Genomic DNA, 22368 nt, shown 5'->3' on the forward strand with positions numbered 1-22368 from the left:
ATGACGATGCTCTTCGTGCTCGGGATGATGATGGTCGTCCTGGCGATCGTCCTCGCGGCCTCGGCGCTCGGCGCCAACGCCGAGGGCGGTGGCGTCACCCGCTCGCTGGCCCTGCTCCGCGCGATGACCGACGCCCCCAAGGAGCTCACCTCCGAGCTCGACAAGCCGTTCGCGGACCGGGTGATCGAGCCGCTCCAGCAGCGCGCGCTCGCCGTAGGACGGCGGCTCTCGGGCAGCGACGCCGCCGAGCGGATCCGGCGCAAGCTCGAGCTCGCCGGCAACCCCGCCGGCTGGACCGTCGACCGGGTGGTCTCGGGCAAGGTGATCGCCGCCGTGGTCGGCCTGCTGGTCGGGCTCGCGTTCTCGTTCATGCTGGCGCCGAGCACCGGCGTCCGGCTGCTGCTCGCGGTGGGCGGCCTGGTGGCGGGCTTCTTCGGCCCCAACCTCTACCTCTACCAGCGCGCCTACGAGCGCGCGGAGCGGCTGCAGCGCGACCTGCCCGACGCCGTCGACCTGCTCACGATCAGCGTCGAGTCGGGCCTGGGCTTCGACGCCGCGGTCCAGCAGGTCGCCCAGAACACCGAGGGCCCGCTGGCCGAGGAGTTCTCGCGGGTGCTGCGCGAGATGCAGATCGGCCAGGGCCGCGCCGACGCGCTGCGGGCCATGTCGGAGCGCACCAACGTCGCCGACCTCAAGACCTTCGTGGGCGCCATGGTGCAGGCCGACTCGTTCGGTATCCCCGTCGCGCAGGTCCTGCGCGTACAGTCAGCCGAGATGCGGGTCAAGCGTCGTCAGCGAGCCGAGGAGAAGGCGCAGCAGGTGCCGGTCAAGATCACCGTTCCCCTCATCTTCTGCATCCTGCCGTGCCTGTTCATGGCCGTGATGGGTCCGGCCGTGCTCTCGATCATGGACAGCTTCTAGGCCGCCGATGACCTCCCTCGTGCGCCTGCCGGACCGGCAGCACCTCCGCCTCGGGGCCGCGGCGCGCGGCTTCGTGCTGGTGGCGCTGCTGGCCCCCGTGCTGTGGTCGCGCGACACCCCGGCGCTGCTCGCGCTGCTGACGATCGGGCTGGTCTGGGTGCTGGCGACGCTCGCCGACCTGCGCGAGGAGCGCTCGGTCGTGCTGCTCACCGTGCTCGAGGCCGGGGTGGTCGGCGCGATCTGCGGCTTCGCCCTGCACGACTCGATGGCGGTGCTCGGCGCGCTCTCGGTGCCGCCGTTCGTGGCCGGGCTCTACCGCGGGCTGCCGGGCGTCGCCTACGCCCTGAGCGCCCAGCTGGTCGCGCTGGTGCTGGTGGCCTTCCTCTGGTCCGAGGGCATGAGCGCCGACCAGGGCTTCGGCGTCTTCAGCTGGTGCCTCACCGGGCTCGGCCTGGGCCTGGTCGGCACCTTCCTCCAGACCGCGCTCCGCTCCCAGGCCGACCCGCTGGCGCCGTACCACTACGCCCAGACGCTGATCCGCCAGCTGATCGACCTCTCCGGCGGGCTCGACTCCGGCCTCGACCCCGTCGCCCTGGGCGGCGCGATCCTCAGCGCCGTGCGCGACGACATGCCGGCCACCGCGCTGGTGGTGCACGTGCCGCGCGGCGACACGCTCACCCCGCTGATCACCAAGAGCATGCACGTCGGCGACCCCGCCGACCTCGCGCAGTGCGAGGACATCGCCGTCGAGGCGTGGGCGGTCGGACTGCCGGTCGTCGACGACCGGGTCTTCGCCTTCCCCCTCTCCACCGAGAGCGGGATTGCTGCGGTCGTGGCCGGTGTCCTCTCCGAACGGGTCGACCCCGGCACGCTCGGCCTCGACGACCGGATCCGCAAGCTGATGCGCCGCCTCGAGACCAGCGCGGTCCACCTCGACACGGCGCTGCTGTTCTCGGCCTTCCGCGACGCCGCGACCGCCGAGGAACGCCGGCGCCTGGCCCGCGAGATGCACGACGGCGTCGCCCAGGACATCGCCTCGCTCGGCTACCTCGTCGACGCCCTCGGCGCCGGGACGACCAGCCCCGAGCAGGCCGAGCGCCTCGAGGTGCTCCGCGACCGGATCACCGCCGTGGTCGCCGAGATCCGCCGCTCCGTGGTCACGCTGCGCACCAGCGTCGGGGCGAGCGAGAGCCTCGGCGCGGCCATCGGCTCGATCGCCCGCAACCTGACCGAGGTCTCGGGGGTGCCGATCCACGTGACCCTCGACGAGCGCACTGCGCGGCTGCGCCCCGAGGTGGAGGCCGAGCTGTTCCGCATCGCCCAGGAGGCGATGAACAACGCCGTCCGCCACGCGCAGGCGTCCGCGATCCACGTGCACTGCCAGGTGCACGCGCCCGAGGCGCTGATCACCGTGCGCGACAACGGTCGGGGCCTCCAGGCCGCCCGGCCCACCTCGCACGGCCTCGACATCATGCGCGAGCGGGCGCTGCTCATCAACGCCCAGCTCGACATCACCGAGACGCCCGGCGGCGGGCTCTCGGTCTCGGTGCGCATCCCCGGGGGCCGTCCGGTCCCCGAGGAGGGCGCCACCCTCACCACGACGAGAGACAGGATCGGCGCATGAGCTCACCCACGACCGTCCTCCTGGTCGACGACCACGAGCTGATCCGCAGCGGGTTGGCCGGCGTCTTCGACCTCGAGGAGGACATGACGATCGTCGGCACGGCCGGGTCGGTCGCCGAGGCGCTCGAGATGTACGGCGACAAGCAGCCCGACGTGGTAGTCGCCGATCTCCAGCTCCAGGACGGCACCGGCCTCGACATCGTCCGGTCGATCCGCAAGCAGAGCAACACCGTCGGCCTCGTCGTGCTCACCATGCACAGCGGCGACGATCAGATCTTCGCGGCGATGCAGGCCGGTGCGTCGGGCTTCGTCGGCAAGGACGCGCCCTCCGGCGAGGTCGTGCGCACCGCCCGGCACGCCGCGGTCTCCCCCCGCTCGTTCGTGTGCGCGGGGCTGGCCGGCGCGATGATGCGCCGCAGCGCCTCGGAGTCGACCCGTCTCTCCGAGCGCGAGCACGAGGTGCTGGTGCTGCTGGCCGACGGGCTCGGCGCCGCCGCGATCGGCGAGAAGCTCTACCTCAGCGAGTCGACCGCCAAGTCGCACATCGCGCGGATCTACCAGAAGCTCGGCGCCCAGAACCGGGCCCAGGCACTGGTCACCGCGATGCGGATCGGGCTGCTCTCGAGCGTGCGACCCAGCAACCTCTGAGACCGCCACCGGACGTTCGCGGAAGTAGGCCGCCGAGGTCGCGCGAAAAGCGTGCGAAAAGCACCGGGAAATGCATCGTGAATGCAATCCCCGGGGCTTTGGCGACCCTTTTTTGGGCACTCCGTCGACCCGGTGACCACCCGGTCGCACCGACCGGGCCCCGGGTAGTGCTACCACCCCTGTTTGTGCAGGTCAGAGGCCATACCGGACGGCGTCGACGGCATAGTCCGAAGTGACTACCCAGGCTCGCCTGCTCACCCGATAACTTCTCGGCGCCGGCTGCGTGAAGATTCTTCTTGTGAGGCGCCCGCCTCATCTCGTGGGAAATACTTTGCACCAATTCAGGAGAACTATCATGCTGGACTACCTGCGCATCATGCTCGCCGCTCGCACCGAGAAGATGGACGAGCGCGGCGCCTCCGCCGTCGAGTACGGCCTGCTCATCGCCGGCATCGCGGCCCTCATCGTCGTCGTGGTGTTCGCCTTCGGCGACAACATCTCCGACATCTTCGAGGACACCTGCAAGTCGGTCGCCTCCGCCTCGGGCTGCACCAGCGACTGATCTCCGTCTCTCGGAGACCAGGCATCATGAGCGTCCACGGGGCCCGGGTCCGGACAGTCGTCCGGGTCCGGGCCTCGTGCCGTCCCCGTCAGGAGCGCGGCGCCTCGGCCGTCGAGTACGGCCTGCTGATCGCGGGCATCGCCGCGATCATCGCGGCCGCGGTCTTCGCCTTCGGCGGCGGCACCGACGGCCTCTTCCACGGCAGCTGCGACGACATCATCGAGGCGCAGTCGATCGGCAGCTGCTCCTGAGCCGGTCCCGGCCGGTCAGTCCCCCGCCACCCGCCGGGCCAGCGCGATCCGCAGCAACGCCCGGGGGTGGCTGCCGAACCACCACTGCGCGAGGGCTGGCGGGGTGGGGTCGGCCAACGAGCGCCGCGCCAGCTCGGTCTGCATGTCGACGAAAGCCGCCGGATCACGGGTCGCCCGCAGTGCGTCGACGTCGGCGCGCAGCTCGATCTGCCGGCTGACGGCGTTCTGCACCGGGCTGGCCAGCAGCGTGCCGATCGCGACCAGCGCCAGCAGCCGCGGCACCGTGCGCGGGTCGGCGAGCCCCGAGTCGTCGCCGCCGTCCCTGGCGTCCGGGCCGCTGCGGCGCCGGCCGCCCCACAGCAGCCCCAGCAGGCCGACCCCGGCCAGCACCCCGGCGACACCCAGCAGGGTGCCGGTCACCACGTCGTCGTGGCGGGCGTGGGCCAGCTCGTGGGCGACCACCGAGAGCGTCTCCTGGCGGCCCAGGTCGTCGACGAGGTTGTCGTAGACCACGACCCGGCGGGTGGCGCCGATCCCGGAGACGTAGGCGTTGAGCGTGGTGGTGCGGCGCGAGGCGTCGGCCACCAGCACGTCGTCGACGCGCACGCCCTCGCGGTCGGCGAGCTCGAGGATCTCGCTGCGCAGGGTGCCGTCTGGCAGCGACGAGAAGTCGTTGAAGAGCGGCTCGACCAGCACGGGGTAGGCGAACGAGCCGACCAGCACCAGCACCCCCAGCACACCGCCTGCCGCCGCCGGCCAGGCCCGGGCCCACCGCCGCGCGCAGCCCACCAGCATGAGCACCACGACGGAGGTGAGCACCACGTCGAGCGCCTCGTTGCGCACCAGGTCGGCCGCGAAGCCCGCCCACGACTGGTGCGAGAGTCCCTCCTCGAGCACCCGGCGACGCAGCAGCACGGCGAACGGCAGGGTCACCACCCGCCCCAGCACGTCGAGCGCGGCCACCGCCAGCACCGACCGCCACCACCACGGACCGCGCAGGCGCCCGACCACGCGGGCGCCCCACGGCCCCAGGCCCAGCACCAGCGCGACCGCGAGCGAGACGGCCAGCGACGAGTAGCGCCACAGCATCGAGACGCGCGAGAACTCCTCGGCCCGGGCGATCTCGGCGGCGGTGAAGACGTCCTCGGGCGCGGCCGGGCGCAGGGGGCCGCCGGGCACCGGGTCCCAGGGCACCAGCCACCACGCGAGCAGGACGAAGGTCGCGAGCCCGACGACCAGGACGCCGAGGGCGACCCGGCGGGCCGACGGCCCGGAGGGGCTGCGGGCGTCGGACGCGCCCGCGTCGTCCGGCTCGGTCGGCGCGGTCGTGCTCACCGCACCAGTCTGTCAGCCCGCCAGCTCGGTCAGCCGGGCGCGCCAGAGCCGGGTCAGCCCGGCGACGTCCAGCCCGAAGCCGCGGCGCAGCCCGGCCTCGACGTCGGCGCCGCCGGCCGTCTCCTCGTAGAGCCGCACCAGGGCGGCCTCTCCCCCGCGGTCGGCCAGCACCACGCAGGCCAGCCAGGCGCTCTCGTACGCCGCGCCGAGGTGGGTCGAGGCCTCGTCGAACTCCGCGGCTCCCGGCAGCTGGCGGGGCGCGCCGTCGCGGCGCACCTGCTCGATGATCTGGCGGGCGGTGAGGCTCAGCGGCAGGTCGGTGTCGCGCAGTGCGACGTGGTCGGCGAAGCCCTCCAGCAGCCACTGCGGCACCGACGGCGTCATCGGGGCGTCGGTGGCCAGGTGGGTGACCTCGTGGGTCATCACGACCTGGGCGCCGACCGGGTCGAGGGCGCCGAAGACGACCGGGTTGAGGAACACGTGCACCGGCGACTGCGGCGTCACGGTGCCGTCCACGGTGGCGGTGACCGCGGCGATGTTGGCGTAGGTGCCCTCGGTCGCACCCAGGGCGCGGTCGAGCATGCCCTGGGTCGACGGCACCTCGACGACGAGGCGGCCCCGCCACGCCGGCAGCACCGCCCGCACCGCGGGCACCGCCGCCCGGGCGAGCCGGGTGTACGACGCCGCGTCGGGCGCGCGCCCGGCCGCCAGCACCAGGGTGGTCGCCGTGCGGCTGACGGTGACCGGTCCGGCGAGCCACACCGGCGTGCGACGGTCCCCGCCACCGCCGAGGCCGGTGACGGCCACACCGTCGGGGGTGGACCGGAAGCCGACCAGCACCTCGACGTGCGCGGGGTCGCGGTCGAAGCCCTCGAACGCCCAGGCCAGGTCGACCGCCGCCTGCCAGGAGCCGTCCGCGGCCACCGCGCCGACCTCGTCGACGTAGCGCAGGGTCAGGTCGACCACCCGCAGCCCGGCGGCGTTGCGGGCGACCGCGGCGAGCAGCGACCGGGCCTCGTCGTCGGCGCCGAGCGCGGCGGCGGCGTCGGCGTCGCCGTCCGCAAGGGCCTGGCGCAGCTCGCCGAGCACCCGGGCCGCCTCGTCGGGGCTGGCCGCGGCCGGCACGCCCCGGTCGGGCTCGGCGACGTAGGTGTCACCCCGCAGCACCAGCCAGGCGACCGCGCCGACCAGCGCGAGCAGGACGACGGACGCGACCGCCACCCACGCGCGCGGGCGGCCGGCGACGTGGCGGGCCGGCTCAGCCAGGGCGGACCGCGCCGACGTAGGGCATGGAGTAGAGGTCGGAGACCCGGACCCCGGCACCCGGGTTGGCGGCGTGGACGATCAGGCCGTTGCCGATGTACATGCCCACGTGGCTGATCGGCGAGTAGTAGAAGACCAGGTCGCCGGGGATCAGGTCGTCGGCGGCGACGTGGGGGCCGCTGCCGTACTGCATCCGCGAGGAGTGCGGCAGGCCGACGCCGGCCTGGGCCCAGGCCATCATCGTCAGCCCGGAGCAGTCGAAGGCGTCGGGTCCGGCGGCGCCGTAGACGTAGGAGTCACCGACCTGGGCCATGGCGTACTCGATCGCGGCGGCGGCGCGACCGGAGGCCGGCACGTCGGACGGGACGGCGCTGCCGCCCCTGGCCAGGACCTCGGCGCGCTCGGCGGCCTTCAGCTCGTCGAGCACCTCCTCGGCCTCGTCGTGCTTGCGCTCGATCTCCTGCTTCTCGGCTGCCAGGTCGCGCTCGAGGTCAGCGATGTCGTCGGCCCGGTCCTCGGTCGCCTCGCGGCGGATCCGCAGCGCCTTGGCCTCGTCGGCGAAGTCGGCGAAGAGCTGGTCCTGGTAGGCGTTGAACGCCGACATCGTGGACATGCCCGAGAGGAAGGCGTCGGGGTCGTCGGCGACGACGACCGCGCCGGCGGCCGAGATGTCCTGGCCCTGGTACTGGGCGACGACGGCGTCGCGCACCTGCTCGCGGATCGCCGCCATCCTGCGGTCCTGCCGGGCCTGGTCGGCCTCCAGCGACCGCAGGTCGCGGCGCAGCTCCTCGAGCTCGAGCCGGGCGTCGTTGAGCCGCTCCGAGGCCTGCTCGGCCTGGTGGAAGAGGGTGTCGACCTTCTGCTGGACGTCCTTGATCTCGGGCTCCGCCGCGGCCGGCGTCGAGGGCACGAGTCCCACGGTGGCCGCGAGGGCGAGTCCGGCCAGGCCGGGGATGAGTCGGTTGCGGCTCCTGCGCACGGCCGGGAGATCTCCTCGGGGTGTCGTACGCCTACCGGGTGAGCTGACGGGTTCGGGCACGACCTGCCCTACTCCCGCTCCACGACGGTGGCCGCCTCGCGGGAGATTCACCCCAGGTGAGTTGGTTCCCCGGCTCCCGGTGCACGCGTGGTGCCCCGGAACTCAGCGCGGCCTCCGCGCGGACCGGTTGTCCACGTCCACGAAGGCCTCGCAGCACCGTAGCCGCCGCCTCGGCGGTGGTCCAAACTTTGACGGCCTGCGTCTCACGGTGTGTCGGGAACCGTGCGTCACAACCGTCACACTGGTCACATCATCACCAGGGGTCACGCCGGACACACCCGCCGTCAGGCGGACTCCTCGACCTCGGGCGGGTCGACGGGCTCGACCAGCCGCAGCGGCGGCACCAGCCCGCTGTCGGCCAGCACGTCGAGGGCGCGCCGTTCGTCGTCGTCGAAGGTCAGCTCCGGCGGCGGCCCCAGGAGCACGGTCACCACGCAGTCGTGGCAGGCGAGCCCCCGCACCACGCAGGTGTCGCAGTCGATTCTCGTCGTCATGGGGCCACCGTGACAGGGACCTCCGACAGTGCCTCGCCGCGGCCTGCCGGCACCCGGTCAACCCACCCGTTCAGCCCACCCGGTCAGCCGGCGCGGGAGAGCAGGTCGAGCAGCACCGCGCCCGATGCGGTGCGGGCGCCGTCGCGGCGCACGTCCTCGACGATCTCGCGGTCGTCGGAGACCACCACCAGGACCCGGCCGGCGGGCTCGGCCGCGACCAGGTCGCGGATCACGTCGTCGGCGATCACCCCGAACGGGCTGAACACCACCTTCACCCCGCGCGGCGGGTTGACCGGCGGCCGGGTGCTGACCTCGGCGGCGTCGAAGACCACCGTGGTCTCCGCGCCGGTGCGGGCCACCAGCGGGGCCAGCGCCGAGAGCAGGCGGATCCGCTGGGCGTCGAGCGGTGAGCTCGGCCAGGCGGTCTTGCTGACGTTGTAGCCGTCGACGACCAGCCGGGCCCGCGGCATGCCGAGCTGCTGCTCCAGCAGGGTCGCGGTCAGCGCGGCGGTCGGCGCTCCGCTGGGCTCGGTGGCCAGCGCCGCCTCGACCCGCTCGCCCGGGGCGGCGGAGCCGGCCGGCAGGCCCAGCTCGCGCCGCAGGCCCAGCGAGGCCTCCACGATGGTCTCGAGCAGCACCCGGCTGCGGGTGGTCGCCTCGTCGCGCTCCGTCCGCGCCGTCCGCCGGTCGGCGGCCGAGAGCTCGGCGTACTGGGCCACCTGGGCGCGCAGCGAGCGCACCTCGCGCTGGAGCTGCTCCTCGGTGGCCGCGGCCCGGCCCCGCAGCGCGTCGGCCTCGGCGACGGCCCGCTCGGCCTCCTCGCGCACCCGTCGCTCGGCGGTGCGGGTCTCGCCGAGCTTGCGCCGGAGGTTGGCGTTCTCGGACTTCAGCTCCTCGACCTGCGCCTTGTGCCGGGCGCGGGTGTCGCGCAGCGTCGCCTCGGCCTGGTCGAGCCGCTCCTGGAGGCGCTGCAGCCGCTCGTCGTCGCGGCGACCGCCGCCCTCGCGGGCGGCGACGGCGGCCAGCGCCCGCTCGAGCGCCGTCGTCCACTCCTCCCCGCGCAGCAGCCAGGCCAGCGCCCCCGCGTCGACCGGGTCGTCACCCGCGGCGTCGTCGCGCCGACGGCCGACCTGGGCGGCCACCTGCACCGCGGCCCGCTCGCGGAAGCCGTCGTCGGCCAGGGCGTCGGCGATGGCGCCGGCGCCCAGCCGCGCGCGGCGGGCGGGGGCGAAGTCGGCCATCCGGCGCAGCGGGGCGGGCAGGTCCGGGATCTCGGGGAGGCTGCCGGCGACGTGGGCCACCACCCGGTCCCGCACCGGACCGGGCAGGTCGGCGAGGACGGGGGTGCTCATGGCTGCGCGGCCGCCGTGCCGGGCCGTCCCGGGTGCTCGGCGTCGACCCCCGCAGCGACGTCGGCGGCCACGTCGGCCCCCACGTCGGCCCGGGCCACCACCTCGACGGCGTCGTCGCGGCCGCACCAGCGGCAGGTCACCGACTCGACGGTCTCCGCCTCGACCTCGGTCTCCTCCACCGCGTGCCCGCCGGCGAGGTCGAAGTGCCAGAACTCCGTGGTCCGCCGGGTACGTCGTACGTCGAAGCGGGTGAGGTTGCCGCAGCCACCGCAGCGCCAGCGCTGCGCGGGGTCGGGGATCGGCGTGCTCACGTGACCAAGCCTAGGGGGCGGGTGGGGCGCGTCGCGCCGGGAATGTCGGCGCCCGGTCCTACCGTCGTCGGCATGGGCAGCACCTCCACTCGCGAGCGTCCGGGCCGGGCCGGCGGCTGGGAGTCGCAGCGCAGCTTCGACGAGCTCGGGCGACCGCTGCGCGAGATCACCTTCACCGTGGTCGACCTCGAGACCACCGGCGGGTCGGCCGAGGCGGGCTCGATGATCACCGAGATCGGTGCGGTCAAGGTGCGCGGTGGCGAGGTCCTCGGCGAGTTCCAGACGCTGGTCAACCCCCGGGCCGAGATCCCGCCGTTCATCGCGGTGCTCACCGGCATCAGCAACGCGATGGTGGCCGACGCGCCTCCCGTCGAGTCCGCGCTGCCGGCCTTCCTCGAGTTCGCCGCCGGCACCGTGCTGGTGGCCCACAACGCGCCCTTCGACGTCGGCTTCCTGCGCCACTTCGCCGAGCGCCAGGGTCGCGCCTGGCCGACGTTCGAGGTCGTCGACACCGCGCGCCTGGCCCGGCGGGTGATCACCCGCGACGACGCCCCCAACTGCAAGCTCTCCTCGCTGGCCAAGGCGTTCCGCTCCTCGACCACGCCCAACCACCGGGCGCTCTCCGACGCGCGCGCCACCGTCGACGTGCTGCACGGACTGATGGAGCGCCTCGGCGGGCTGGGCGTCCACACCCTCGAGGAGCTGCAGACCTTCTCGGCGCGGGTCACGACCGCCCAGCGCCGCAAGCGCCACCTCGCCGAGGGCCTGCCGCACGCGCCGGGGGTCTACCTGTTCCGCGACGACAGCGCCCGGGTACTCTACGTCGGCACCTCCCGCGACCTGCGCACCCGGGTGCGCAGCTACTTCACCGCCTCCGAGACCCGCAGCCGGATGGGCGAGATGGTCGGGCTGGCCACCACCGTCACCGGCATCGAGTGCAGCACCGCCCTCGAGGCCGAGGTCCGCGAGCTGCGGCTGATCGCCGAGCACAAGCCGCGCTACAACCGGCGCTCGCGGTTCCCGGAGAAGATGCACTTCATCAAGCTCACCCGCGAGCCCTGGCCGCGGCTGTCGATGGTTACCAAGGTGCTCGACGACGACGCCGACTACCTCGGCCCGTTCGGCAGCCGGCGGGTCGCCGAGCGCTGCCTGGCCGCCCTCCACGACACCTTCCCGGTGCGGCAGTGCTCGGGCCGGCTGGCCCGCGAGCCCTCCCGCGCCCCCTGCGTGCTCGCCGAGCTGGGCCGGTGCCTCTCGCCGTGCGACGGCAGCGTGGACCGCACCACCTACGACGCCGTGGTCCGCCAGCTGCGCGACACCCTGCTGCGCCGCCCCGACGACGTGGTCGAGACGATCAGCGCCAAGATGGGCGCCCTCGCCGCCGACGAGCGGTTCGAGGAGGCGGGGGTCCACCGCGACCGGCTGGCGGCGTTCGTCCGGGCCGCCGCCCGCACCCAGCGGCTCTCGGCCCTCACCGGCTGCCCCGAGATCGTCGCCGCCCGCCGCGAGGACGACGGTCGCTGGCAGGTCCACGTGGTCCGCCACGGCAGGCTCGCCGCGGCGGGCGTGATCCCGCCCGGCGCCGACGCCCAGCAGTACGTCGACGAGCTGCGCGCCAGCGCCGAGACCGTGCTCAACGCCCCCGGCCCGGTGCCGGCCGCCAGCCCCGAGGAGTCGGAGAAGGTGCTGCGCTGGCTGGAGTCGCCCGGCATCCGCCTGGTCGCCGTCGAGGGCGAGTGGACCTGCCCGGTGGCCGGCGCCACCCGCCACCTCGCCGTCCACGCCGCCGCCGACGAGTCGCGGCGGTCGCTGGTCCCGTTCGCCGAGCGCCGCGACCTCGCCCCGGTGCACCGGCCGGCCCGCTGAGGCCCGCGCGGCTGAGTAGGGTCGGGCCATGATCACCGCCATCGTGTTCGTGAAGGCCGACGTCGCCCGGATCCCCGAGGTGGCCGAGGAGATCGCCGCGCTCGAGGGCGTCAGCGAGGTCTACTCCGTCACCGGCCAGATCGACCTGATCGCCCTGGTCCGGGTGCGCCGGCACGAGGACGTGGCGGCGGTCGTGGCCGACCGGCTCAACAAGGTCCCCGGCGTCATCGAGACCGAGACCCACATCGCCTTCCGCGCCTACTCCCGCCACGACCTGGAGGCGGCGTTCTCGCTCGGCCTGGAGTGATCCCGACGCCGCCGGCATGATCCGTTCGGGCCATGCCGGTGCCCGGTCGGTCAGTCCGCGCCGGTTCGGCCACGCGCTCCTCCGCCGCCGCCTAGCGTGCCCCTGACGCACTCGGTGACCTGGGGAGGGAGACGCTGTGCCGTCCAACCGTGCACGCCTGCGCGCGCTCATCTGCACGCTGTCCGGACTGCTGCTGGCCACGGGGCTGGTCACGGGGCTGGTCGCGCTCGGGGCGCCGCCGGCGACCGCCGCCGTGCCGACCGACCTGTCCCCCAGCGCGACGACCGTGACCGGCATCCCGACGCTGTCGTGGACCCGGGTGCCCGGGGCCGCCAAGTACGACGTGCAGGTGTCGCTGTCGTCGTCGTTCGCGACCACGCTGGTCAGCACCAGCACGGTCAACCAGCACCTGGTGCCGACCGTGCAGCTGCCCAGCGGCGAGCTGCACTGGCGGGTCCGGCCCGCCGGCAGCGGTGACGCCGGCTGGGCCGGCGCGTCGTTCGTCCGCGACCCGCTGGCGCCTCCGGCGCTGGTCGCCCCGGCCGACGGCACCGCGCTGGCGCAACCCTCCACGCCGCCGCTGCTCTCGTGGGAGCCGGTCGAGGGGGCGAGCGGCTACACGCTGCAGATCAGCACCGACGAGGCGTTCATCGACCCGGCGAAGATCAAGTCCTACCCCACCCAGGCGACGTCGTACATCGTCCCCGACCTGCAGCTGCCCACCACCTACTACTGGCGGGTGAACGCCCAGCTGGCCGCCGGGATCGGCACCGAGTGGTCGACCCCGCGCCGCTACGTGGTCGAGGGCCTGGCGGCCCCCGCGCTGGTCTCGCCCGCCAACGGGTTCGGCCGTGCGGTCACCGACGCCGTCCTCGACTGGGCACCGGTGCCGGGAGCGGCGACCTACGAGGTGCAGGTCAGCACCGACGAAAACTTCCTCACCGGCGTGGAGACCAAGGCCGACATCGTCGGCACCCGCTACGCGCGGATCAGGACGCTCGACAACGACCAGTACTACTGGCGGGTGCGGCCCTACGACGCCGCGGGCAACAAGCTCGACTGGTCGCAGGTGGCGACCTGGCGGTTCCGCCGCGCCTGGCCGGCCCAGCCGCGGCTCGAGCACCCCGCCGACGGCGCCACGGTCGGCGACCCGTTCTGGTTCCAGTGGACGCCCTCGGAGCAGGACGGCGACCACGACGACCGCAGCCTGGCCAGCAGCTACACGCTGCAGATCAGCACCACCCGCAGCTTCACGCCGGCCTCCGCCGTGCGCAGCTGCACGACGGTCAACACCACGCTCGTGCCGAGCACCGGCGGCTGCTGGCCGGCGGCCGCGGGCACCTACTACTGGCGGGTGCGCGGCAACGACGACTACTCGGGCGACCGACCCGAGACCGACCTCATCAGCGCCGAGGTGCGCTCGTTCACCTACCTGCCCGAGCGGGCGATCCAGGTCTCGCCGGCGCCGGGCGAGCCGGTGTCGGTGCCGACCCTGCGGTGGCGGCCGGTGGCGGGTGCAGCCCGCTACCAGGTCAGCATCACCGGCACGTCCGGCGGCTTCGCCCACACCGAGACGACGACCGGCACGTCGTACACGCCGCGCGCCAAGCTGCCCGAGGGCACCTACCGCTGGCAGGTGCGCACCGAGAGCCAGGACGAGCGCCTCGGCAGCGGCCTGCTGCTGGCCGCGCAGCCGACCTTCACCGTCACCTCCCCGCCGGCGGCCACCGCGACCGTGCCGGTGCCGACCAGCGCCCCCACGGCGTCCCGGTTCCCGACGCTGACCTGGGAGCCGGTGGTGGGCGCGACCCGCTACGCGCTGCTGGCGCGCCCGCTCGGCACCATCGGGTGGTCGTCGGTCGCCACCAACCTGCCCTACCCGGCCGGCGAGGGCGTCAACGCCGCGCAGCTCGAGCCGGGCACCTACGAGTGGTACGTCGACGCCTACAACGGCAACGTGCTGCTGGCGTCCGGCGCGGCGGCGACCGGCCGGTTCACGGTCACGCCGCTCCCGCCCGTCGACCCCGGCAGCCACCGGGTCGCCGCGGTGGGCACCGGCCTGCACGCCGACCCGGACCCCGCGGCGCCGGACCCCTACCGCACCGACGACTGGTGCGACAGCGTCGAGGACGCCTCACCGGACCTGTCCAGCGACTGCCTCGACCTGCGCAACACCCCGGTGCTCAGCTGGGCGCCCGACCCGACGGTGGGCTACTGGCTGCTCTACCTCAGCCACGACCGCGAGCTCACGAACCCGATCGCCGGCTTCACCGCCCCCCAGGTGCTGACCCAGCCGATGTGGACCCCGAGCACGGCGCTGAAGGACAGCCAGGCCGGCTCGGCGTACTACTACAGCGTGGTGCCGTGCTCGGCCGCCGGCGTCTGCTCGCTCCCGCAGCACGCCGAGCACTCGTTCAGCAAGCGCAGCCGCCAGGTCGAGCTCGTCTCGCCCACCGCGACGCCGGGCGAGACCGACCCCGGCGCCTACCCCGTCGTCAGCGACGACGTGACGCTCACCTGGCGCGACTACCGCGACACGGAGACCACGCCGCCGACGCCCGGCGAGACCGAGCGGCCCGAGACGCTGGCCGAGCCCGGGCGCACCGAGGCGCGCAGCTACGTCGTCGAGACCGCCACCGACCAGAACTTCCAGAACGTCCTGGAGCGGGTGGAGGTCGACCAGACGTCGTTCACCTCCTACACCCACACCTACCCCGAGGGCCCGGTCTACTGGCGGGTGCAGGCGATCGACGGCAGCGGCAACCCGCTCGCGTGGAGCCCGGTCGGCCGCTTCCGCAAGCAGTCGCCGGTGCCCGACCTGGTGACGCCCGACGGCACCCACCCGGTGCGCGGCGACCAGCCGCTGACGTGGGACCCGCTGCCGTTCGCCGCGTCCTACAAGGTCGAGGTCTACCGCGACGACGACCGGATCGGCAACGCCGCCAACCGGGTCACGAACGCCACCACCAAGCAGCGGGTGCTCGCCCTCACCAAGCCGCTGCCGGCGAGCACGACGCCGTACACCTGGCGGGTCAGCCGGGTCGACGCGCGAGGGCGCCAGGGCGACTGGAGCGTCTTCCGACCGTTCCTGGTCGAGGGGCCGGCTCCCGAGCTGGACCTGCCCGTGGCCGGGGCGACCGTGGCGCCCTCGGAGGCCCTGTTCACGTGGCGGCCGGTGGCCAAGGCGACCTCCTACCGCTTCGAGCGACGCCTCGTGGGCGCCACGGGCCCGGCAGAGACGGTGACGACCCGCGCGCTGGCCTGGGCGCCCACCGCCGCGATCGCCGGCGGCTCGTGGGAGTGGCGGGTCACCGCGCTCGACACCGACGCTAAGCCCCTGGGGGGCGCCGCGTGGCGACCCTTCGTCGTCGTCGACGCGCTGACCGAGGTCACGAGGGCTGCCGTCGTCGGCTCGGGCCGGGTCGGCACCGAGCTCGCCGTGCAGCCGGCGACCTTCGAGCCGGCGGCGACCGACGTGACCTACCAGTGGCGGCGCAACGGCCGCGACATCAGCAAGGCGACCGGGGCGACGTACCTCGTCACCTCCCAGGACGTCGGCCAGCCGATCACCGTGGTGGCCACCGGCCGGCGCGACGGCTGGAAGGTCGGCACCAGCACGAGCGAGCCCGTCCACGGCACCGAGGGCGAGCGGCTGCTGGCCAGCGCGCCGCCCGTGGTCAGCGGCGCGGCCCGGGTCGGCGCCGTGCTCACCACCACGACCGGCACCTGGCCGCACGCGCCCAAGCTGGCCTACCAGTGGTTCGTCGGCAGCGAGGCCGTGGCACGAGCGACCGGCAGCAGCTACACCGTGCGCACCCGCGACGCGGGGCTCCCGGTGCGGGTGGAGGTCCGGGCGAGCACGCCGGGCTACGCGCCCGGGGTGGCGTCGAGCCGGCCGGTGCAGGTCGCCAAGCTGGCCTCGCGGACCGTGGGCGTCCTGCTGAGCCGCAAGATCAGCCGCAAGGACCGGGGCCGGGTCAGCGTCACCGTCGTGGTGCCGAACTGGCTCGACCCGACCGGCCCGGTGCGGATCACCGAGCGTTCCTCGGTGCTCGGCACCGTGGTGCTCCGCGACGGCCAGCAGGGCCGGGTCACCGTGCGGCTGAAGAAGCTCAAGCCCGGCCGGCACCGACTGGTGGTCCGCTACCTCGGCGGCACGCCGACGCTGCCGTCGGTCTCCAAGGTGCTGGTGCTCACGGTCCGGCGGTGACCGGCCGGCCCGGCCCCGGGCCGGGTCCGCGGACGAGGGCCCGGGCGTGCCCGAGCAGGCCGGCCGCGGGACCCACGACCAGGGCGAGCAGCAGCGCCGGCCGCTCGTCGGGAACGAGCAGCAGCGGCCCGAACGACGCAGCCACCGCCACCAGCCAGCCCGCGGTCGACGCGGCGTGCCGGTCGAGCGCCACCAGCGCCAGGCCCGAGACGACCAGCATCGCGAGCAGCACCGTGGCCGCCGCGAGCACCGCCAGGTCGCCCGGGGGCACGGCGTACGCCTCGCCCAGCAGCAGCGTCACGACCGGGGGTCCGACGACGGCGGCGCTGCCCGCAGCCGGCAGCCCGGCACCGGCCAGCCGGAGCCACCACCCCCGCACCACCGCCGCGGGCCGGTCGGCGTCGAGCAGCGCGCGCAGCAGCACCGGGCGCAGGCCGTAGAGGACGACGAGCAGCGGGCTCCGCACCAGCACCAGCGTGGCGAGCAGGGCGCCCGCGACGGGTCCGAGGGCGCCGGGCCGGGCCAGCGCGACCAGGGCCGGGAACCCCGCCACGAGCAGGGCCGCGCAGGCGGTCGCGCCCATCGCCACCAGCGCGCGCCTGACCAACCCGGGCAGCGGATCGGCGCCGTGTGCCCCGAGCGCGGCGCGCACCGGCGTGGTCGCGGTCAGCGGCACCCAGGCGAACGCGCCGACGCCGATGGCCAGCGGCAGCAGCGCGAGGCGGTCGGCGACCAGGCAGGCCGCCACCGCCGCCGAGCGCAGCACCGCGTCGCCGACGAGCACTGCGGCGAGCACGGCCCACTCGTCCCGGGCCGCCAGCACGCCGTTGACGAGGGTCAGGCCGGTCAGTCCCACGAGGCCGGCGCCCAGCGCGGCGGCGACCGCGCCGGTGGAGCCGGAGACCGCGGCCGTCTGCGGGGCGGTGACGAGCGCGAGCACCAGCAGTGCCGCGACGCCGGGCACCACCAGGGCGGCGGCGGCCGACGCCAGGCGCGGCCCGGGGGACGCTCGCCCGGTCGAGCGGGTCACCGAGCGGGTGACCTCCTGCTGGAGCCCGGCGTACGCCCCGCCCACGCCGAAGAACACCGCCCAGAGCACCGCGAACGACGCGTAGCCGGCGGGATCGGTGCTGCGGCCGACCGCCACGACGGTGAGCCACCCCAGCAGCCCGGTGACCGCCGAGGCGAGCAGCGACCAGGCGACCCGCCGGTCGGTCGTGGCGCTCACGCCGGCCGGGTCAGCACCGCGGTGTAGGCCAGGGTCGGCTTCGCCGGGGCGAACCCGACGATGTCGCGCCGCGTCCAGCCGGTGGCGTCGAGGGCGGCCCGGTAGCGCTCGCGGTCGACGTCGTCGACGAGGAGCAGCCCGTCCGGGGCCACCTTCGGCAGGGCGGCGGTGGCGCACCGGGCCCGCTCGCGTCCGTCGACGACCACGACGTCGAAGTGCAGGTCGGGGTAGGCGTCGATCGCAGCGACGTAGGCGGCGTAGGCGTCGGCGTCGGAGCGGCGCAGCAGGGTCCACCGGTCCGCGGCCCAGCTGCCGCCCACGACCCGGGCCAGCTCGTCGGCCCAGCCGGGGTGGTGCTCGCAGGTGACGACCGTGGCGCCCCGGTCGAGGAACCACAGCGTGGACCCGCCGCCGCCGTACTCGAAGACCCGGGTGCCGGGGCCCACGACCGTGCCCAGCTCGTCGATCAGCCGGAACGGCAGCCAGGGCAGCCGCAGCGCCATCGTCCCGCGACCGCGGGTGGCCAGCAGCCGGGGCAGGTCGCGGGCCAGTGCGGGCTCGCCGGCGATGCGGCGCGCGCTGCGCCCGGCGTAGCGCGCCTGCCGGGCCAGCATCTCGGGGGTGATCCTCACGACGGCCGCCCTCCCAGGGCTCGGGGTTCCAGGCGCCGCGACAGCACCCGGTCGTAGGTCAGTCTGAGCGCCGGCTGGGGCAGCAGCCGGAAGCCGCCCCGGACGACCAGGTTGCGCGTCGCCCCCGCCCGGCCCACCACACCGTAGGACAGCAGTCGCCGCTGGAGGTCGACCTCGCGGCGCAGGAAGCCGGTCGTGGCCCGCCGACGCCGCATCCCGTCGCCGGCGCGGAACAGCACGAGCGGCTCGGGCAGGTTCGCCATCCGCGCCCCCGCGACCAGCATCCGGGCGAACAGGTCGTAGTCCTGCATCAACCGCAGCCGCGGGTAGCCGCCCGCGGCGAGGGCGACCTCGCGGCGGTAGAACGCCGTGGAGTGGTTGATCGGGTTGTTCAGGCGCATCCGCCGCGCGATGGCGACGTGGTCGGGCGGGTTGGCGCGGAGCCGCTGGGGGTGCTCGGGCTCGATGTCGAACTCCCACATCGCCGCCCCCAGCAGGTCGACGCCGAGCCGCTCGGCGGCCTCGACCTGGGTGCCGATCCGTTGGGGCAGCGACACGTCGTCGGCGTCGGCCTTGGCGATCCACTCCCCCGTCGCCGCCTCCAGGCCGGCCTGGTTGGCCACCCCGGCGCCGCGATTGCGAGGCAGCACCACCCGCACCAGGGGCAGCTCGGCGCCGACGTCGGCCAGCGCGGCGTGGTGGTCGTCGGTCAGCGGGCCGTCCTCGACCACGACGACCTCGTCGGCGGGACGGGTCTGGGCGCGCACGCTCTCGAGCGCCGCCCGCCAGTGGTTCGGGGCGATGCCGGCGTGCACCGGCACCACCAGCGAGACGCGGGTCACGGCCGCTCCCGCCCCGCGTCGAGGACCACCCGTCCCCAGGCCAGCCAGGCCAGGACCATCAGCCCCGCGACGACGACGGCCGGCGGCTGCAGCCAGGCGGGGTCGTCGGCGGAGACGTCGCGCGCGACCTCGGCCCGGAGCACGTGCACGACGCTGACGGTGTGGGCCACCGCCAGCGCGACCAGCGCGGTGACCAGCAGGCGCACGCGGTTCGGTGCTTCCCAGCCGGCCCGGTCGAGGAGGAGGCCGCACAGCGGCAGCACGCCGAGCACGAACGGGAACAGGTAGCGGCCCTGCCAGATCGAGCCCCGGGAGCCGATGGTCGCCGAGGCGACCACCACCGGCACCAGCAGCACGGCCACGGCCGAGCCGACCACCGACACCCGCTGCCAGCCCCGGGCCCGGCGACCCGCGGCCACGACGAGCAGCAGCACGACGAGCAGCACCAGCGGGTAGACGAGGACCGGCGCCGGCTGGTCGCGGTAGGGGAACGCCCCGACCAGCTGCAGGACCCACCGGTGCACGGCGACGGCGTCCGACGGGTCGGAGTCGGCCGCCGTCGAGGCGGCGTCGGACGGTGCGCTGTAGCTGCTGGAGTCGAGCGCCCACCACACGCCCGCTGCCATCGCTGCCACGACCACCCCCGCCACCGCGGTGACGGCCGTGGCGCGCCGCCGGACCAGCGCCCACCAGCGGCGCGGGCCGACGTGCACCAGCACCACCGTGGCGATCATCAGGACGAAGAACGGGCCGAGGGTGCGCAGCCCGGAGAGCAGCACCCCTGAGACCGCCACCTGGGCCAGCAGCCAACCCACGGGCACGGACGGCGCGCCCTCGTCCGCCGACCGGCCCAGGGCGAGCAGCGCCGCCCAGAGGCTGAGCCCGGCCGCGGCTTCGAGCCCGTTGGGCGCGGCCACCACCGTGGTGTAAACGAGGGTGGGGGTCAGCGCGGTCACCAGCCCCAGCGCGGTCCAGTGCCGCATCCCGGCGGCGCGGAGCGCGGCGGCGGCGGCGAGGACGACCAGCGCGCACAGCAGCGCCGAGGTGATCCGCATGGCCTGGAGCGCGGCGGCGCCCTCGAACGGCTCGGCCACGGTGCCGATCACCCAGTAGTAGACCGGGTTGTAGTTGCTGGCCGCCGTCGCGACCTCGACCCGGCCGGCCCCCGCGGGCCGCACCGGGTTGCAGTTGTCGTGCTCGGTGTAGGGCAGCGACGCGCACTGCTCGTGGGCGGCCTCGACGAGGTCGGCGGGCACCCGGACCAGCATCCCCCGCCCCTCGGTGGCCCGCTCGTCCAGCCGCCACTGGCCGCCGGCGACGCCGGCCGCCCGGTAGGCGTGGTCGAACTCGTCGCTCCCCCGGAACGGCGGGACCGCCAGCATCCACGCGCCCTGCGCCAGCAGGATGCCCGCGAGCACCCAGACCGGCAGGAGCCTCCCTCTCCTCACCGCGCAACCGTAGTGCCGCGCGACGCCGCCGCGGCCCCGAAGAGCGGCGAGCCGCCCGGGCGTGCGGGTGGCATGGCCCGAACGGGCCATGCCGGCACGGCCGCTCGGTCGGAGTTGGCCGGCGACGCCGCCGAGGGCCCCGCCCCGCCCCTAGCCTGCCGACAGGGAGATCCCGTGGCACGCGGTGAGGGTCGCGCGTCCGGGGTCAGGGAGAGGGAGTGACCGGATGGTCCCCACAGCAACGCCGCGTCCGCGCGACGCCGAGCCGGTCGTCGTGCCCGGCAACCACGACACCTGCGTCGTCGTGCCGATGTACGACGAGGCGGGAGTGATCGCCTCGGTCGTCGCCGAGCTGCGCGGCCGGTTCGACCGGGTCGTGTGCGTCGACGACGGCTCCCGCGACGCGAGCGCGACCCTGGCCGCCGCCGCCGGCGCCGACGTCGTGCGCCACCCGGTCAACCTCGGGCAGGGCGCCGCCCTCGAGACCGGCATCCGCTACGCGCTCGCCCAGCCCGGCGTCGACTACGTCGTGACCTACGACGCCGACGGGCAGCACTCGCTGGCCGACGCCGAGGCGATGGTGCGGCTGGCCCGGGCCGAGGGCCTCCAGGTGGTGCTGGGCTCGCGCTTCCTCGCCACCCTCAGCGACGTGCCGGCGGGCCGCCGCCGGCTGCTGCGGGCCGCCGTCCGCTTCACCCGGTCGACCACCGGGCTGGACGTCACCGACGCCCACAACGGGCTGCGGGTGCTGCGCCGCGACGCGGCCGCCGGACTCCGGCTGCGGCTGCACGGGATGTCCCACGCCAGCGAGATCCTCGGACAGGTGGCCCGGGGCGGCTACAGCTACGCCGAGCACCCGGTGACGATCCGCTACACCGACTACAGCCGTGCCAAGGGCCAGCGCGGCTGGAACGCCCTCAACATCGTCTTCGACCTCGTCGTCGACCGGCTCCGGGCCGCCGCATGATCATCAAGCTGATCCTGGTGGCCGCGCTCGCCGGGGCGGCGGTCACCCTGGTGCGCGGCCGTCGTACGGCGCTGAGCCTGCTGGTGCGGCGGGCACTCACGCTCGGCGTCCTCGCTGCGGGGGTGGTGGCCGTGCTGTTCCCGGCCACCGTCACTGAGGTCGCCCGCGCCGTCGGCGTCGGTCGCGGCACCGACCTGGTGCTCTACCTGCTGGTCGTCACCTTCCTGTTCGTGTCGATCTCGCTCTACCTGCGCCTGGGCGAGATGCACGACCGCTACGTGGAGCTGGCGCGGCGGGTCGCCCTCCACGAGGCCGACCCCGACGCACACGAGACCAACCGCCGGCTCACCCCGCGACGCTGAGCCCCGCGGCGCGGGACGGCCGGGCGGGCCGCCGCGTCGGTGCCGCTCCCCGCGCGGGCCGTGACTACCATTCCCCGGTGAACTGGCTCGGCGAGCACTGGCTCGACATCCTCGGCTGGGGCGGCAGCGCGCTGCTGGTCTTCTCGCTGCTCCAGGCCCGGGTGCTGCGCTTCCGCACCTACAACCTCGTCGCCTGCGTGATCCTCGTCGTCTTCAACGCCGCCATCGGCGTCTGGCCGATGGTCGGCATGAACGTCGTGCTCGCCCTCATCAACATCTGGTTCCTGGTGCGGCTGACGCGCGACCGTCACGACCAGGCGGCGTTCTCGGTGGTGGAGGTCGGCATCGACGACCACTACCTCGCGCACGTCCTCGGCGTGCACGGCGCCGACGTCGCGCGCTTCCAGCCCGACTTCACCTGGCCGGCCGCTGACCCGGCGGACCACGCGTTCGTGGTGCTGCGCGGCGACGAGACCGTCGGCGTGGTGCTGCTCGACGCCGACGGCGACGTCGCCCGGGTGCGCCTCGACTACGTGACGCCGCGCTACCGCGACTTCACCCCGGGCGAGTTCGTGTGGCGGCACAGCACCGTCCTGCGTGATCTCGGCCTGCGGCGGGTGGTCACGCCGCCCGGCATGGTGGGCGCCTACTACGACCGCCTCGGCTTCCGTCGCGACGGCGACCACTGGGTCCTCGACCTCTAGCCG

At 74.8% G+C, this 22368-nt stretch carries 21 protein-coding genes and 1 riboswitch; of the genes, 11 read left to right on the top strand and 10 right to left on the bottom strand.

All coding sequences use genetic code 11. The features are described from left to right. The 5 genes from JT721_RS18245 to JT721_RS21120 all read left to right on the top strand — a co-directional run bounded on the left by JT721_RS18245 (position 1) and on the right by JT721_RS21120 (position 4005). Positions 1–921 carry a type II secretion system F family protein gene (locus JT721_RS18245; RefSeq protein ID WP_205474696.1) on the top strand — a complete coding sequence of 307 codons (921 nt, stop codon included), beginning with the start codon at positions 1–3 and terminating at the stop codon, positions 919–921. Between the two features lie 7 nt (positions 922–928). Next, positions 929–2545, top strand: coding sequence for a sensor histidine kinase (locus tag JT721_RS18250; RefSeq protein ID WP_205474697.1), 1617 nt, complete (start codon positions 929–931; stop codon positions 2543–2545). Beyond that, positions 2542–3192 carry a response regulator transcription factor gene (locus JT721_RS18255; protein ID WP_205474698.1) on the top strand — a complete coding sequence of 217 codons (651 nt, stop codon included), beginning with the start codon at positions 2542–2544 and terminating at the stop codon, positions 3190–3192. Before JT721_RS18250 ends, JT721_RS18255 begins: the two co-directional genes overlap by 4 nt. A 355-nt stretch (positions 3193–3547) precedes the next feature. After that, positions 3548–3754, top strand: coding sequence for a Flp family type IVb pilin (locus JT721_RS18260; RefSeq protein ID WP_205474699.1), 207 nt, complete (start codon positions 3548–3550; stop codon positions 3752–3754). A 26-nt stretch (positions 3755–3780) separates the two neighbouring features. Further along, positions 3781–4005 carry a Flp family type IVb pilin gene (locus tag JT721_RS21120; RefSeq protein WP_240341031.1) on the top strand — a complete coding sequence of 75 codons (225 nt, stop codon included), beginning with the start codon at positions 3781–3783 and terminating at the stop codon, positions 4003–4005. A 15-nt stretch (positions 4006–4020) separates the two neighbouring features. On the opposite strand, the gene JT721_RS18270 is transcribed toward JT721_RS21120, so the two are convergent. The 6 genes from JT721_RS18270 to JT721_RS18295 form a co-directional block, all read right to left on the bottom strand. Continuing rightward, entirely contained in the window at positions 4021–5340 is a 1320-nt protein-coding gene (locus JT721_RS18270) for a M48 family metallopeptidase (protein WP_205474700.1), read from the bottom strand. A 12-nt stretch (positions 5341–5352) separates the two neighbouring features. Beyond that, entirely contained in the window at positions 5353–6561 is a 1209-nt protein-coding gene (locus JT721_RS18275; RefSeq protein WP_205474701.1) for a hypothetical protein, read from the bottom strand. Positions 6562–6598: 37 nt separating this feature from the next. After that, the gene (locus JT721_RS18280) at positions 6599–7582 is read right to left on the bottom strand and encodes a C40 family peptidase (RefSeq protein ID WP_205474702.1); all 984 of its coding nucleotides are present in this window, start codon (positions 7580–7582) and stop codon (positions 6599–6601) included. A gap of 26 nt (positions 7583–7608) precedes the next feature. After that, a riboswitch (cyclic di-AMP (ydaO/yuaA leader) is annotated at positions 7609–7750 on the bottom strand. Positions 7751–7926: 176 nt separating this feature from the next. Then, entirely contained in the window at positions 7927–8136 is a 210-nt protein-coding gene (locus tag JT721_RS18285; protein ID WP_205474704.1) for a hypothetical protein, read from the bottom strand. 83 nt (positions 8137–8219) lie between these two features. Then, a complete protein-coding gene (locus JT721_RS18290) occupies positions 8220–9488 on the bottom strand; it encodes an NYN domain-containing protein (protein WP_205474706.1) in 1269 nt (422 codons plus the stop codon). After that, positions 9485–9799: a hypothetical protein gene (locus JT721_RS18295; protein ID WP_240341032.1), complete on the bottom strand. Its 315-nt coding sequence runs from the start codon at positions 9797–9799 to the stop codon at positions 9485–9487. Before JT721_RS18295 ends, JT721_RS18290 begins: the two co-directional genes overlap by 4 nt. Before the next feature lie 72 nt (positions 9800–9871). Here JT721_RS18295 and JT721_RS18300 point away from each other — a divergent pair, with 72 nt between their 5' ends. The 3 genes from JT721_RS18300 (at position 9872) to JT721_RS21870 (ending at position 16182) form a co-directional block, all read left to right on the top strand. After that, entirely contained in the window at positions 9872–11665 is a 1794-nt protein-coding gene (locus JT721_RS18300; RefSeq protein ID WP_205474712.1) for a DEDD exonuclease domain-containing protein, read from the top strand. A 28-nt stretch (positions 11666–11693) separates the two neighbouring features. After that, a complete protein-coding gene (locus JT721_RS18305) occupies positions 11694–11972 on the top strand; it encodes an Lrp/AsnC family transcriptional regulator (RefSeq protein WP_205474713.1) in 279 nt (92 codons plus the stop codon). Between the two features lie 136 nt (positions 11973–12108). Then, positions 12109–16182: an Ig-like domain repeat protein gene (locus JT721_RS21870; protein WP_205474714.1), complete on the top strand. Its 4074-nt coding sequence runs from the start codon at positions 12109–12111 to the stop codon at positions 16180–16182. Here the strand turns inward: JT721_RS21870 and JT721_RS18315 are convergent. From JT721_RS18315 to JT721_RS18330, 4 genes are read right to left on the bottom strand one after another with little or no spacing between them, the layout of a single operon-like run. After that, positions 16166–17410: a hypothetical protein gene (locus JT721_RS18315; protein ID WP_205474715.1), complete on the bottom strand. Its 1245-nt coding sequence runs from the start codon at positions 17408–17410 to the stop codon at positions 16166–16168. The genes JT721_RS21870 and JT721_RS18315 overlap by 17 nt on opposite strands. Continuing rightward, the gene (locus JT721_RS18320; RefSeq protein ID WP_205474716.1) at positions 17407–18042 is read right to left on the bottom strand and encodes a class I SAM-dependent methyltransferase; all 636 of its coding nucleotides are present in this window, start codon (positions 18040–18042) and stop codon (positions 17407–17409) included. The genes JT721_RS18315 and JT721_RS18320 overlap by 4 nt, the downstream gene beginning before the upstream one ends. Beyond that, entirely contained in the window at positions 18039–18884 is an 846-nt protein-coding gene (locus tag JT721_RS18325) for a glycosyltransferase (protein WP_205474717.1), read from the bottom strand. The genes JT721_RS18320 and JT721_RS18325 overlap by 4 nt, the downstream gene beginning before the upstream one ends. Then, positions 18881–20332: a DUF2142 domain-containing protein gene (locus JT721_RS18330; protein ID WP_205474718.1), complete on the bottom strand. Its 1452-nt coding sequence runs from the start codon at positions 20330–20332 to the stop codon at positions 18881–18883. The genes JT721_RS18325 and JT721_RS18330 overlap by 4 nt, the downstream gene beginning before the upstream one ends. Before the next feature lie 226 nt (positions 20333–20558). Between JT721_RS18330 and JT721_RS18335 the strand changes: the two genes are divergently transcribed. From JT721_RS18335 to JT721_RS18345, 3 genes are all read left to right on the top strand, one after another. Continuing rightward, a complete protein-coding gene (locus JT721_RS18335; RefSeq protein WP_205474719.1) occupies positions 20559–21299 on the top strand; it encodes a glycosyltransferase family 2 protein in 741 nt (246 codons plus the stop codon). Then, a complete protein-coding gene (locus tag JT721_RS18340; RefSeq protein WP_205474720.1) occupies positions 21296–21661 on the top strand; it encodes a DUF2304 domain-containing protein in 366 nt (121 codons plus the stop codon). The genes JT721_RS18335 and JT721_RS18340 overlap by 4 nt, the downstream gene beginning before the upstream one ends. Positions 21662–21738: 77 nt before the next feature. Next, positions 21739–22365: a YgjV family protein gene (locus tag JT721_RS18345; protein WP_205474721.1), complete on the top strand. Its 627-nt coding sequence runs from the start codon at positions 21739–21741 to the stop codon at positions 22363–22365. The last annotated feature ends 3 nt before the right edge of the window (positions 22366–22368 follow it).

This window comes from Nocardioides sp. SYSU D00038, assembly GCF_016924665.1.
GTDB lineage: Bacteria > Actinomycetota > Actinomycetes > Propionibacteriales > Nocardioidaceae > Nocardioides.